The 11944-nt window shown below is 39.9% G+C and carries 14 protein-coding genes; 10 read left to right on the forward strand and 4 right to left on the reverse strand.

Annotation, left to right across the window (positions count from 1 at the left end; all coding sequences use genetic code 11):
- Nucleotides 1-792 precede the first annotated feature (792 nt).
- Nucleotides 793-1044: a hypothetical protein gene (locus FN961_RS14935; protein ID WP_144040979.1), complete on the forward strand. Its 252-nt coding sequence runs from the start codon at nucleotides 793-795 to the stop codon at nucleotides 1042-1044.
- Between the two features lie 101 nt (nucleotides 1045-1145).
- Here the strand turns inward: FN961_RS14935 and FN961_RS14940 are convergent, their stop codons facing one another.
- Both FN961_RS14940 and FN961_RS14945 read right to left on the reverse strand, forming a co-directional pair.
- Nucleotides 1146-1508, reverse strand: coding sequence for a hypothetical protein (locus FN961_RS14940; RefSeq protein ID WP_144040980.1), 363 nt, complete (start codon nucleotides 1506-1508; stop codon nucleotides 1146-1148).
- Between the two features lie 350 nt (nucleotides 1509-1858).
- Nucleotides 1859-2704: a hypothetical protein gene (locus FN961_RS14945; RefSeq protein ID WP_144040981.1), complete on the reverse strand. Its 846-nt coding sequence runs from the start codon at nucleotides 2702-2704 to the stop codon at nucleotides 1859-1861.
- Between the two features lie 444 nt (nucleotides 2705-3148).
- On the opposite strand from FN961_RS14945, the gene FN961_RS14950 reads away from it, so the two are divergent.
- Together FN961_RS14950 and FN961_RS14960 are read left to right on the forward strand one after the other, a co-directional pair.
- On the forward strand, nucleotides 3149-3577 hold the full coding sequence (locus FN961_RS14950) for a hypothetical protein (RefSeq protein WP_144040982.1): 429 nt from the start codon (nucleotides 3149-3151) through the stop codon (nucleotides 3575-3577).
- A gap of 540 nt (nucleotides 3578-4117) precedes the next feature.
- A complete protein-coding gene (locus FN961_RS14960; protein WP_144040983.1) occupies nucleotides 4118-5614 on the forward strand; it encodes a HEPN domain-containing protein in 1497 nt (498 codons plus the stop codon).
- Nucleotides 5615-5673: 59 nt separating this feature from the next.
- On the opposite strand, the gene FN961_RS14965 is transcribed toward FN961_RS14960, so the two are convergent.
- Together FN961_RS14965 and FN961_RS14970 are read right to left on the reverse strand one after the other, a co-directional pair.
- Nucleotides 5674-6717, reverse strand: coding sequence for a phage integrase (locus tag FN961_RS14965; RefSeq protein ID WP_144040984.1), 1044 nt, complete (start codon nucleotides 6715-6717; stop codon nucleotides 5674-5676).
- A 75-nt stretch (nucleotides 6718-6792) separates the two neighbouring features.
- Nucleotides 6793-7506, reverse strand: coding sequence for a helix-turn-helix transcriptional regulator (locus tag FN961_RS14970; RefSeq protein ID WP_144040985.1), 714 nt, complete (start codon nucleotides 7504-7506; stop codon nucleotides 6793-6795).
- 86 nt (nucleotides 7507-7592) lie between these two features.
- On the opposite strand from FN961_RS14970, the gene FN961_RS14975 reads away from it, so the two are divergent.
- From FN961_RS14975 to FN961_RS15005, 7 genes are all read left to right on the forward strand, one after another.
- Nucleotides 7593-7799, forward strand: a complete 207-nt coding sequence (locus FN961_RS14975) for a DNA-binding protein (RefSeq protein ID WP_144040986.1) — start codon at nucleotides 7593-7595, stop codon at nucleotides 7797-7799.
- Nucleotides 7800-7875: 76 nt separating this feature from the next.
- A complete protein-coding gene (locus FN961_RS14980; protein ID WP_144040987.1) occupies nucleotides 7876-8415 on the forward strand; it encodes a phage regulatory CII family protein in 540 nt (179 codons plus the stop codon).
- A 25-nt stretch (nucleotides 8416-8440) separates the two neighbouring features.
- Nucleotides 8441-8818 (forward strand): hypothetical protein, encoded by a 378-nt coding sequence (locus tag FN961_RS14985; RefSeq protein WP_144040988.1) that lies wholly within the window; start codon nucleotides 8441-8443, stop codon nucleotides 8816-8818.
- Nucleotides 8819-8887: 69 nt separating this feature from the next.
- Nucleotides 8888-9121 carry a hypothetical protein gene (locus tag FN961_RS14990; RefSeq protein ID WP_144040989.1) on the forward strand — a complete coding sequence of 78 codons (234 nt, stop codon included), beginning with the start codon at nucleotides 8888-8890 and terminating at the stop codon, nucleotides 9119-9121.
- Entirely contained in the window at nucleotides 9122-9358 is a 237-nt protein-coding gene (locus FN961_RS14995) for a hypothetical protein (protein WP_144040990.1), read from the forward strand.
- Nucleotides 9355-9609 carry a hypothetical protein gene (locus FN961_RS15000; RefSeq protein ID WP_144040991.1) on the forward strand — a complete coding sequence of 85 codons (255 nt, stop codon included), beginning with the start codon at nucleotides 9355-9357 and terminating at the stop codon, nucleotides 9607-9609. Before FN961_RS14995 ends, FN961_RS15000 begins: the two co-directional genes overlap by 4 nt.
- A complete protein-coding gene (locus tag FN961_RS15005) occupies nucleotides 9609-11900 on the forward strand; it encodes a replication endonuclease (RefSeq protein ID WP_144040992.1) in 2292 nt (763 codons plus the stop codon). Before FN961_RS15000 ends, FN961_RS15005 begins: the two co-directional genes overlap by 1 nt.
- The last annotated feature ends 44 nt before the right edge of the window (nucleotides 11901-11944 follow it).

The following is an 11944-nucleotide window of genomic DNA, read 5'->3' on the forward strand; positions in this document are numbered from 1 at the left end:
TGCATGTAAAGCAAGCGAGTCAATCACATTAATGACAATTAATTTATGTATAAGCAACTGATGCAGTTGTTGTTTATTTGTATCAGGCGGGTTGTTTCAGTCGAGTGTAGACATAAAAAAAGCCCCGATACTTTCGTATCAGGGCTTTCTTAGAATTGGTGGAGAGTTGATATGGGGCTTAAGCCCGCGTCCCAAAAGCCTACATCCTACCTAAGCACCCTTAGCGGTAGCTAATGTACTTACTTTCAAGTAGTTAAGTTTGCACATGCGTAAGAGGGTGCTAGCCTTTCTAATTGGTTGCCGCCATTCTGCCGCCATTATTTACGGATGGTCACAGTCTGCTGCAGACTTAAATTAAAGTTGCTTTAACCATTGTGTAGCATGAGATGCTTTAGCAACGTAGATTTAAAGATGGAAATGTTGTTTTTTTATTTAAAATAATGAGTTAGGCAACCTATGTTGATGTTAATTGTGTGCTTGTATATAGTAGCCCTTACTTTTTAAGGGCTATATAAAAAACAGTTGAATTAAGCCGTTAGACTTAGAAAAATGTGAAGGAACACAACGATGGCAAAGGGATTTAAATATTTATTCAAGACTGCTCTACAGCCAAGAGCCAGCATGAAAAAGTGAAATCCCTATAAAATAAAACATACCAATTAATCTGGACTAGGTATATGCCAAGTCCAACAAGCGGTTTGTGTCATACATCGTAACGTATAAAAACTAAGACGTTAGAGGTTTGTATCCTCTGGACTATCTTTTATTCATCATGGGGAAAGGAGAAATAAAATGAGTACTTCAGATAAAGAAGCTGCAATTGCAGGTGCTGCAGGTGCAGCAGCAGGAACTGCAGGATCGATTGGTGCGGTAGCAGCCTCTGGAACAGTGGCTGGTTTGGGAGCAACAGGAATAACTTCTGGTCTTGCTGCAATTGGAACCGTTGTGGGAGGTGGTATGGCTACAGGGTTAGTTATTACAGCCGCGGCCCCTCTTGCAGTTGGTGCAGCAGCGTATGGCTTATATAAATGGCTTAAAGATTAATCATCTCTACAAGGCAAACCAATGGACGCTAAACAGTTGTCACGTTTTTTGGCAAAACTCCAAAAGTACCAACTTATGCGCCATTATTTGCGGCGTTATATTTACTTGATTTCATTGCCACTATTATTGTGTACCTTGACGCCTTTTCGATGTTTAGAAAAGTCTTCAATAGAGAAGGTTACTTCCATTAAACTAGAAAATTCTATCGTGTATCGTTGTAGTCCTCTTTTAGTTTTTTTTGTGGGTATTATGTTAGATATCACTCCAGTTGCGCGGCGTTTTTTTACAGGATCGCTAATTGCTACACGGCATGTAGCATGGGTTATGATATGAGTTTGTTGTTGTGGGCTTAGTATGTATCCATAGGCTTTTAAAGTTTTCAAAGACTCATCAAGGTCTTTTTTGAACCCTGAACCATTATTTGCCTGTTTCTTGTAACGCATACTTAAAGTAACTAATGCCATATCTACTATTCCGGATTTATTTTGATTGTAAGAATTTCACGAGTAAATTTCTAGTTGCATATAGTGACTATATCATAAATGTCAAAAGGTAATTAAACCTTTTTAAACAGTTAGTTACCTTTGTGTTTCTACACATTTTAATCCACTGTTTTAGTTCGCTTAATGCGGCGTTGAGGCTGTATAATTTCTCCAAAGTGGAAAATTACGGATGATATCTATGTTTCGAGAGCCCGTAAAAGCAATTGTTTCGTCGGATATGGTCTCAGATTTCACGTAGCAACGCGTTTTGAGGGTTAATTTTTAATGATTTTTGAGGCTGTTTTTTCTAAAAGAGAAATTCTACAGGCTGGTTAGCTGCTCTCGACAAACTCACTTTCTACTCGTTCTACTATATTTGGGATTGCTTTTGTATAGATAGCTATATAGTTGTGGAACATTTTATCTTTAGTAGTTAAGTCATCATCTTTAAGTTTATCGCCAACATATATGTCTAAACGAGCGAGATGTAGCTTTACGAAACCAGCGTTCTTTTCCCAACCTGACTCATTCATGAAGGAGATGAATTGCTCTGCAATCTCTTCTAGGTTTTTGTTAAAAATTTCAGAGCATGGTTTTAGCCCTTTATTTGCACTTGAAGTACTGAACACGGAATGAAAGTAACTGTCAGGATTAAATTTTAGTTCTCTAAATTCAGGAGCCATTGTAGCTATTGTTTTCTCCCAGTGCTTAGTCATCAGTTCAACGAACAAGGCTTTTGCGTTCTTAAACTGCTCTTGATTCAGTTTTAATTTGTCTCTTTTTGCTGTTTCTGTTGAAATTTCAATTTGCGCTGCTGTCTGTATTGTTCCGTGTAACCTAGCAATTAAAACAGCAAGTGGAAGGCAGAGCCCCCAAACCGCCAAAGGGAGTTTACTTATATTCAAAAATATATTGAATCCATCAGAGTTAACAGAAAGGGTATAATCGTGCCATGCAAAAAATCCTGTTGATAAGAACCCTACAAACGGAATGACTAGTGAAAACCAGAATAAGGGTTGTTCGTGTAAACCAGTATTAGGGTTAAGTGAAAGTGATTTTAGAATAACCTTTTTTTTATTTGTTTGTTTTTCAGAATTGTTACTTAGTGTTTTAAGTACCCATAATAAAAAAGGAACAAATGGTATTAAAATTATAATAAGTAGTTTTAATTGTTCCATATGTTCGTCACCAAATATAGTTCTAGGATTGCCATGCGATTTATAAATCATTAAAATTTACTTGATATAATAGACAGCATGCTACACTGATGTTTTATGGTTTGCAAATTCAATTTATGCTCATAAGTATTTTACTATATAAAATTTGTGTAATGGACTGTAGCTAACAAATGTATCAACACGATTTGCTACATTAGGCATTCTAGGTTTCTTTGGGTTTACCGTATTAAGTGGTAAAACTAGGCTTAATCAGAAAAGCAGTAAAGATGTTATGCAAGTGTTGAGTTTTTGAGTTGATTTTCAGTATTAGAGTTTAAAAATATAATGTATGACAAAGTATCTATCAGTAGTGAATATCTACTAAAAATTAATGAATTAGAGTCTGTTAATCTTGTTGTACTAGGGAAAGACCCATATCCTACAGATCCTATAAGGATCCCTTTCATGAAAGGTACTTGGAGTGAAATGGATGGAAACTCTTCAGGTTTTCATATTTTTAATTCTATTTTTGGTGGGTTGCCAAGTCATGAAAAATATAAATCGCCTAAAGATTATGCTTATCATTTACTTTCTCAAGGAATAGTATTTCTAAATTGTTCTTATCATTATTTGAAAAAAGAGAAGTTGTCAAAAATTAAACATAAGAACTGCTTGGATGATGCACATGAAATTAACGATCCAATTCTTTTAAAATCTCAGCGAATAATTTTATGTGGTAAGGAGGTTTCAAGTGTGCTGTTACCGTCTTCGATAGAAAACAATAAATTTATCAAAGCACCTCATCCTTCAAGATTAAGTCGGAGGTCAAACTCCGAAGTTTGGGATGAAATTTGGGGGTTCAACCAGCTAAGTAGTCTAATAATAAAAACTTAACTAACCGTTTAAAAGGACAAAAAACAGTTGGCTTTTGCTCCCTCATCACTAATTTTAGCCAACAATTTGAGGCGTTAGTCATCTCATTTTTACCCAATAGTTCGGCTATTGGGTTTTTGGTGATTGCGTCGTCCAGGTGATCGGGTGCGAAGTGGGGGTAGCGCATGGTGTCAACTATCTTGAAATACATCGGAGTGCCCGAGTACCTGTTTCTTCTCTTTGAAGAAAGGAAGGATATTGCCGCCGTTCATCATAACGTGGCTGATGAAGCTCGTTACTTTCACTATTAATATATGTGCTATAAAAACCTAAACGAACTCATTATATCGATTCTATGTTACGAGGCCATATTATCAGCTAGTATTCGTAGTTTTGGTAGGTGAATGTAGTTGTTATCTATTTAAGGTATTGCTTTATAGTGCTTTTTAGGTGTGGGTCTTTCTCTTTTTACATGGTAAATTTTTATCTTTTAAGGTAGGATTATTTATAAGCTTAGTATGGGAGAATATCACTCCCTATAATAATTAAAGGGTTGAGTAAGTGAATGAGTTTGTAGTTGAATATTTAATATTAATGGATGCTGAAAATGCATTTTGTGATAATAAAAAAACATTTAATAACCTTATGCAAGTTAATTCAGATGTGAAAATAAATAGTAATAAGTTAAAATATAAGAATACATTTGAAGTTGAGTATTTATTAAGTGCTGGAGATGTTGGAAATAAATCTCAACGTTTTTTTCAAGTATCATTAAAATCAAAGTCGAATGATTTGGATACTTTTGTTTTGTTGCTAAAAGATATTAAAAGAATCGTTAGTAATTTTGGTGGAAGACCAGAAGTGTTGAGGGATGATATTTCTACTTACTATTCAAATTTATCATACCCAATGATACATCGAATAGAAAATTTAATGAGGAAATTAATCACGAACTTCATGCTAAGAAAGATCGGTAAAAGCTGGTTAAAAGAATCCTCTCCTGATGATTTTAAAAATGCTGTAGATAAAAGCAAGAGAAAAGATTCGGCTCAAGTTAATACAATATATCAAGTTGATTTTATCCACTTAGCAGATTTTTTATTCAAACCATACTCTGTAAAAGATGTTAAGGAACTTTATGGAATTATTGAAAAAGCAAAAAACTTGGAGGAATTAGATTTACTCTTGATTAAGGAATATATACCTAAATCTAATTGGTTAAAATATTTTTCTGATATTGTTGATTGTGATGACACATTTTTATCTAAGCGATGGAGTCAGTTATATGAGTTGAGGTGTAAAGTGGCACATAACTCAATTGTAGTGAAGCATGATCATGACGAGATTGTTAAGTTAGTTGGAGAGATAGAGAACTATCTTGAAAAGGCAATTAAGAATATTGATCTGATATCTGTACCAATAGACGATAAAGAAACTGTTGCAGAAAGTGTTATGTCTAATATTAATCAGCTATATGGTGATTTTATTATATTGTGGAAAAAGCTTGATTCTCAAATAAATAGCTTGGCTGGGTTATATTATCTTAATGTAAGGCAAGTGTCAGGCGCGCATGGTATTAGACAAGGTAAAGTACCATTCTTTATTATGTTTAAAGATATGAAAAAGAAAAATTTATTATCAGATGAACTATTTGATAAAATATCTACTTTACAACAATTTAGGAATGTTTTAATGCATGGTGAGGAGCTGTTTTCTGACTCCGACGTTCAGAGAAACATAAATCTGGCGGTAGAATGCTTATCTAGGATTAAGTTCTTGTTTGATCTTATTTCACTTAGAAACGCAACGGTTATAATTGATGACAGTATACCTAGTATATTTCGTATTTATAATGTTGATGTGTATTCGAATGGAATTGAATTTGACGATACTTTTGGGAAACCTGCTCTTAATATATCTAATGAAATAGAGTTTACTTCGTTAGATGATGTTACTGAATATGTTTCTAGGCAAGTTTTTGTTCCAAATAAAAATATAGAAATTACCTTTATAGAAAAAAATGAAGACAGTGAACTAGATTTGGCGCGTGTCGTTTGATGATTTTTTCTGGATTCATTAGCTGTTGCATTACTTACTATTCATGCTAAATACAAGTCCTAATTAGCAATCTCACTTTTACGCAATAGCTCTGCTATTGGGTTTTTGGTGATTGCGTCGTCCAGGTGATCGGGTGCGAAGTGGGCATAACGCATGGTGTCCTTGATATCTGAGTGGCCGAGTATCTGTTTTAGTACCAGGATATTCCCGCCGTTCATCATAAAGTGGCTGGCGAAGGTATGGCGTAAAATATGGGTCATCTGCCTGTCTGGGAAAGTCAGCTTGGTGCGCTTGATGGCACGTTCAAATGACCTGCGGCATGGCCTGAATAGTGGACCTCTAGCACGCGGTATCTTATCTGCTAATTCTTGAGCTATTGGAACGGTTCGGTTCTTCTTTCCCTTGGTTTTAACAAAGGTGATGCGATTGTGGGCTATTTGACTGCCGCGCAAACCTTCGGCCTCTGACCAGCGGCAACCGGTGGCCAAACAGATCAGCACGATAGTGGTGAGGTGTTCATATTCGGCGTTACCGCATTCGGTTAAAACTATGGGGATTTCTTCTACATAGAGGAACGCCAGTTCGGTGTCTTCAATTTTAAATTGAGATATACCCTCCAGTGGATTCGGTAAAGTCCATTCACCTAGCTTCTTTAACTCAGAGAACACGGCATTGAGATAGGCATGCTCATGGTTAATGGTGTTAGGCTTAACCTTGTTCATCTTACCTTGCGCGTCTTCAATCTCACCATCGAGGCGCATCTGACGATAGTTGGCAAAATCATTAACAGTGATCTTGCTGGCAATTGGATCCCCCATGCCACTGCATATCAAATCGAGTTTTCGTAAACGTAACTCTGGCTTAGTCAGTTGCTGGCCATGTAGATCATGCCAGCGTTTTATTAACTCTGATAAGCGACGATTGTCGACCTTTTCCCCAAGCCAAGGCTTATCATCCACCTTTTTCATGGTGAACAATTCAAACGCAGTCGCTTCACCACGAGTGGCAAACTTTTTACGAATTCGTTTACCTTCGCGACCATTGGGGTAACACTCGCAAATCCAAGGTTTGTCACTAGCGTCTTTTAGATTGCGAATGGACATCCGTTTTACCTGTTTATTTGTGAATTAAAGGTGATAGGAAACTCACTCATAACAACATCCTTGTTATTTGAATAACTACATACTTTCTAAAACTGATACTACCTTGCCGTGGATCTTGGTGGTGGCTGGGTTGATGGGGTATTTTTCGCCGTCATGAAATAAGTACACATGTCCATCGGGTAGCATGCGGAGCTCGCCAAGCTGGTAGATATCAGCAATGCTGAAAAGGTATCGTCCATATGTTGGAGTAGTTTCTTTCGAATTGATAAAAACTATGTTGCTATCATCATGGATAGCTTTATCAGCCGCGATAACGTCGATACCAATTACAGCGGCTAAGTTGTCACTAATTACATATTTAGCTTCTGCCACCAATTGGCCATTCTCTATTGAAAACGCTTCGAGCTCTGGTAATTTAAACATTGCCTCTTTCTCAGCGACTTCTGCTGGTATATAAGCTTCACCATCTTTATAAACAGGTACGGTGCTGCCATAGCTTTTAGCAAATACATCTTGATTCTGATCACCCTCACCAAAACATAAAAATTCCATCGAAACACCTGTAGCCAAGTGCAACCTGATCAGTAGCTCATGCGGAACGGTCTGTCTTGTGGTCCAAGTTGAAAGGGTTCCTGCCGTAACACCAATTAAATCTGCTAATTCAATACGATTACGCAATTTAAACAGATGAATCAGTCTTTCGATTAGTACTCTGCCTCCGTCAACTTGAGTAGGTGTTCCAATCGGCGTGACAAACTTTGTGTTTTTTACCTTGCTATATCCTGTCATTGTGATCAATAATCCGGTTCGAAATGATTTTAACGTTCTGTAACGCCACATTACAGAAAGACATATAAATTTGAGGATATCATCAAATGAATAATCTATCACTACACATTGATGCACCATTCTTGTCATTTGAAGAGTATGCCCGCCGTACGGGCACTACCGTTGACAATGTTCGATACCTAGTCCGTGAAGGACGCCTACCCATTCGACCTAAGTTTAAGCCGCAAGAGCGCCCGTATATCAACATGTTGGCTCTGATGAAAGAAGCCTCTGAGCTGTGCTTAGTCAGTTAAAGCCTTAAATTCTTAAAGTTGTCATCTGAATGTTTTTGTTCTCAATTGAAGATTAGCAAAAAGGAGTTTTGCGTCTATGTATAACCAATCTGACCGTACACACAAAGCAAGCGACCAACCGAATATTGCGGGGGCGTTACGTCAGTTTGCTGAAATGGAAGTATTAAAAGAGGTTGCCGAATCGGCGAAAATCCGCAGCCAGATGCTGCGCAATAAGCTGTTACTTGACCAGCCACATCAGCTCACGGTACATGAGTTAATCAAGATCACCAAGGTAAGCGGCAACCGTTGCATTGTCGATGGGGTGCTGATGGACCTTAACTGCGTTGCTTCTGTTTGTCTGGAAGATTTAGACCATGCAGACCGAGTAGCACTGACAGACCGAGCGCTAGATATTACCGCCAATGCAGCGCAACTGGGTGCACTCGCACTTGATGTAAAAGCAACAAAGCGAGTTACAGAGCGGATGCGTCACGAAACGGTAAGGCGCGCCACATATGTGATGGCTGAACTGGCTATTTTCGTCCATGACGTTGAGCAAAAGTTTCAAGCTATTCCGGTATTAACCGTCGCGAGCGATGCACTGCAAGCCATGCCTATGCCGGGTTTAATGTAGAACAATCAATTTTAAAAGGATCAATATGAATACTTTAAAAATAGAGGGTGAAACAGAACAAGCGCTAACAACACCGAAAACGGCAACAGCCGATGCCGCGAACGATCTCTACACACTGACCACGAAAGATAGATTCAGCAATATTAGAACCATGATCGGTAGAAGTGCTGCGGCGAGTCAATACAGCAAACTCACTGAACAGCAAAAAGCGATAGTGTTATATGGTGCCCGACTCAGGCCGAGTACTCACATCAATATCCCCCTAGAAGCGATGAATTTCAAAGAACGGAATCAGATCCGTTTATCCATTATCGCCCTAAGAAATCTAGGTAAGTCGTTTGGTGAGAGCTTGCTAAGCCGCGATGAATTCAATGTAAAACCCACTCGTAAATCTCATGCATAAAAAAGCCACTTCCGTTACAGCGGATGTGGCCGTGTCGCATCAATCAATAGATCTTCAAGGATATACATTATGAAACCGACAACACTGAGTTTAACAACGGATATCGTCATTCGCAATGAAGCGAATAGGGTTATTAACGCTTTAAATCATTCCTCCTACCCGATAGAACCCATCGTTGCCGAATCGGTGATCGAGTCATTGCAGACCGTTGCCGAAGCGCTTGAGCTATCAATAGCAAAAACGCTTCACGTTCGATTGATTGCTATCCGCAATAACATACACGTTAACCAAGTGGTGATTTAGATGAAGTTACTCAATGTTGAGCCCATTGAAGTTGAAGCTCTGACCGTTTTTGCTATCAACTGTTTTATGTGTGCCGATACGCATTATGTTTCGAGAGTCAGCACTGTTGGGGATGCCGTTGATGAAGCCGCTAAAGCGGGTTGGTATGGCTACGAAACTGAGGGGGAGGTTTGTTCTACTGCTTGCCCTAAATGTATTAAAGAGGTGCAGGAAAACGAAGCGGAGCAGAATAAATGAAATCAGCTGCTTTCGAACATTTACTTAGGCATTTTCGTACCAACAAGCAATCTCTTGCCGCAGAGATACAAGTCTTTATTGATAACGGGAGCCTGAGAGATAGTACCAATATGATGAAGATTGCCAAGTACTCCGGTGCGCTTGATTGTTTGTATTGGCAAGCTTTGGGCAATGATCTGACCAACTTTGCCAAAGGGATCCGTCGCACTTTAGAGAAAGCCAAAACTCATCACGGCTTTGAGGGGGTGTAATGCCTTCCCCTACATTATCACCTCAGTCCGAGGCTTTGCCCTCGGCTCTTTTTTCTGGATTTGTAAAAGTACCGCCTAAAGGGCGCAAGTGTGTGTTTGTTGCTGACTATCAGCATACTCAAAAAATACAGCTGTTATCAGCGGAGCAGTACCAAGAGCGATACTTTCTTGATGGTTATAAATCAACTGAACTGCCAAAGGGAGCGAATGCGCGCCAGGCACTCAAAGAAGTTAATGAATTACTCGATGATGTTTCACCCAACCACGCGGTACTTAACAGCAACCGCAGTTTTGCCATTGCCCGTCTGAGCCATCTGCCTAATAAAATCAGTATCAAGATTAGCGAAGAGTATCAGCGCCGACTCACTAGAAAAGACGGCTCGTCCAACATTCGTAGTGCCAATATCTATCTGAGAAAGACCACCGATTTTATCAATAAAGTTTGGCTCAAATACCCGTTTCACAATATTGGCAGTTTCGATAAATTAACCTCAAAGCACATTAACGAAAGTAACGACAAGCGAACCACTCACTACGGTGGGTTCGAGTTAATCAAATATCGTAAAAGTAAACGGCTCAAAGATGTGGCGAACCGTTTGGCCTTAACCGTTCTTGATGAAGTGAAAGACGCGGCTAGCCAGAACCATGGCGATATCGCTTTTTTAAAAGCCTATGACGCAGCAGCTGCAGTGTGTCGGCAGTGGCAAGTTTCCCCACCTTACTATTCAGCGGTTAAAAGAGATTATCTTATCGAAGCGGCAGAGTGCGCCATTTTGCGTATGACAAGCCCTAAGTGGTGGCTCAACCAATTGCGAACATTGCGCGACCAGTGCTGTGAACATCTTAATATTGCTGCAGGTTTAGTGGGGGAAAACAGCCCCTTTCTGAGCCGAGACAGTTTCAACGAGTGGTGTGAACAGCAAAAGAGTGGTCGTGAGTGGTTAGAGAGCACCATGATTGAATCAGAATCGGGGGTGATCATACCGCTGATTGATGCGGCGATGGCTGGCAACGCCAACCCATCAAATCGTTTTGTTGAACTGATCGTCAGAGCTCGCGGCCTTGAAGAAGTTGCCGAGGAGCAAGGTCAGATTGGGTTGATGGTTACTCTTACCGCTCCAAGTAAATACCACTTCAACTCAAATAAATGGAACTGTGAAAGTCCTCGTTTTACTCAGGCCTATCTGTCTGGTCAATGGCGAAAAATCCGCTCTGCATTGTCATATCGCAAAATCAAAATTCAGGGGCTGAGAGTTAGTGAACCTCACAAAGACGGGACGCCTCATTGGCATATGCTGATCTTCGTTCACCCAGATAAAGTCGATGTGCTGAAAGCCTTATTGGAAAAGTACGCATTCGAGATCGACGGCGACGAAGAGGGGGCAGAGGAACATCGACTCGATATTAAAGATGCTGATAAAACCAAGGGCTCAGCCGTGGGGTACATCATCAAGTACCTGTCGAAAAACATTAAAGGTGAACACATGCAAGGTGAGTTAGATTTTGAATCTGGCTTAGCTGCTAACGATGCTGCAGATAATGCCGCAGCCTGGGCCAGCCGTCACCGCCTGCGTCAGTTTCAATTCTTTGGGTCTTCTTCTGTGCAGGTATGGCGCGAACTCAGAAGGCTGAAAGAGTGCCCGCAGCCCGTAGGTATCGAACAGGCCAGAGCGGCGGCAGATTGCTCAAACTGGAAAGCCTTTGAGCAGGCTTTAGCTGTTAACCCAATCAAGCTGGAATATGAAGAGACTGAATGCGGTAACGAGTTCGGTGAAATGACCAAGCGTGTACTTGGGTTGTGTGCCATGGCCACGAAAGCGGATGGTGAAACCAAGCTCAGATCGTTAATCACTCGTGGTGAGAAGTGGACCATTAGAGCCATGAATGACGATGAGAAAGTTAACTATAAAAAGCTCAAAGCCGAGCGTGCGCTTATCTTTAGTGAAAATGACGCTATCGAGAACAAAGAAGATAAGAAACCCATACCCAAGTGGAAGCAATCGCTTGGCTCTGGCTTGAAGAGTCGCGACAGCGGCGATACTCGGACTTGTGGGAATAACTGTACAGATGCCGTTTTGGGAGACCATTTCGGATGCAATAAAGCTGAATTCTCTGAAGAGGTATTGCGATATCTCGCCTCTCACGGTGTTGTCGATAAATATACGCTTGATCAGCTCCGCAGTGGCTTAAGGATCTTTACTGATGCTGGCCGAATTTGGTGGGTAAGTAATGGCCAGTTGCAGTTTGAGCGACTGTTTGATGAAGAAGTGAGTGAGTTTGATTATTTCTAAAAAGCACATGTGAGTAGAAGACAATAATTTAATGCAAGTGAGGA

It is taken from the genome of Shewanella hanedai, assembly GCF_007197645.1.
Lineage (GTDB): Bacteria > Pseudomonadota > Gammaproteobacteria > Enterobacterales > Shewanellaceae > Shewanella > Shewanella hanedai.

What these genes read in the sequence shown, in the direction of transcription:
- FN961_RS14935 (WP_144040979.1), top strand. Translation starts at nt 793, where the DNA reads ATGAGTACTTCAGATAAAGAAGCTGCAATTGCAGGTGCTGCAGGTGCA.
- FN961_RS14945 (WP_144040981.1), bottom strand. Translation starts at nt 2,704, where the DNA reads ATGGAACAATTAAAACTACTTATTATAATTTTAATACCATTTGTTCCT.
- FN961_RS14980 (WP_144040987.1), top strand. Translation starts at nt 7,876, where the DNA reads ATGTATAACCAATCTGACCGTACACACAAAGCAAGCGACCAACCGAAT.
- FN961_RS14940 (WP_144040980.1), bottom strand. Translation starts at nt 1,508, where the DNA reads ATGGCATTAGTTACTTTAAGTATGCGTTACAAGAAACAGGCAAATAAT.
- FN961_RS14950 (WP_144040982.1), top strand. Translation starts at nt 3,149, where the DNA reads ATGAAAGGTACTTGGAGTGAAATGGATGGAAACTCTTCAGGTTTTCAT.
- FN961_RS14965 (WP_144040984.1), bottom strand. Translation starts at nt 6,717, where the DNA reads ATGTCCATTCGCAATCTAAAAGACGCTAGTGACAAACCTTGGATTTGC.
- FN961_RS15005 (WP_144040992.1), top strand. Translation starts at nt 9,609, where the DNA reads ATGCCTTCCCCTACATTATCACCTCAGTCCGAGGCTTTGCCCTCGGCT.
- FN961_RS14975 (WP_144040986.1), top strand. Translation starts at nt 7,593, where the DNA reads ATGAATAATCTATCACTACACATTGATGCACCATTCTTGTCATTTGAA.
- FN961_RS14990 (WP_144040989.1), top strand. Translation starts at nt 8,888, where the DNA reads ATGAAACCGACAACACTGAGTTTAACAACGGATATCGTCATTCGCAAT.
- FN961_RS15000 (WP_144040991.1), top strand. Translation starts at nt 9,355, where the DNA reads ATGAAATCAGCTGCTTTCGAACATTTACTTAGGCATTTTCGTACCAAC.
- FN961_RS14985 (WP_144040988.1), top strand. Translation starts at nt 8,441, where the DNA reads ATGAATACTTTAAAAATAGAGGGTGAAACAGAACAAGCGCTAACAACA.
- FN961_RS14995 (WP_144040990.1), top strand. Translation starts at nt 9,122, where the DNA reads ATGAAGTTACTCAATGTTGAGCCCATTGAAGTTGAAGCTCTGACCGTT.
- FN961_RS14970 (WP_144040985.1), bottom strand. Translation starts at nt 7,506, where the DNA reads ATGACAGGATATAGCAAGGTAAAAAACACAAAGTTTGTCACGCCGATT.